This is a genomic window from Streptomyces beijiangensis, from assembly GCF_017315755.1.
Classification (GTDB): Bacteria; Actinomycetota; Actinomycetes; order Streptomycetales; family Streptomycetaceae; genus Streptomyces; species Streptomyces beijiangensis.
Genome location: NZ_JAFLRJ010001466.1, coordinates 1 through 291, shown reverse-complemented (window position 1 = coordinate 291; position 291 = coordinate 1). Strand labels below are relative to the sequence as shown.

The 291-nt window shown below is 70.1% G+C and carries 1 protein-coding gene; it reads left to right on the top strand.

The genetic code is table 11. The annotated features are described in order from the left end of the window. Positions 1–235, top strand: a 235-nt coding sequence (locus J0695_RS42275; protein ID WP_242553820.1) for a 3-hydroxyacyl-CoA dehydrogenase family protein, incomplete at its 5' end; no start/stop codon positions are given. Positions 236–291: the final 56 nt, after the last annotated feature.

Sequence of the window (291 nt, the reverse complement as noted above, 5' to 3'; positions counted from 1 at the left end):
GGGCCTGGCGTCCGCGGAGGTCGTCGACGAGGGCATGGTGCAGGGCTGTTCGCATCCGATGGGGCCGCTGCGGCTCGCCGACCTCATCGGTCTGGACACCACCGTCTCCATCGCGCAGGCCATGTACGAGGAGTTCAAGGAGCCGCTGTACGCGCCGCCGCCGCTGCTGCTGCGCATGGTCGAGGGCGGTCTGCTGGGCAGGAAGTCCGGGCGCGGTTTCCACACGTACGCCTGAGGGATGGGCGAAGGGCCCGGACCGACCTCTGATGGTCCGGCCTGTCCCTTCGCCCA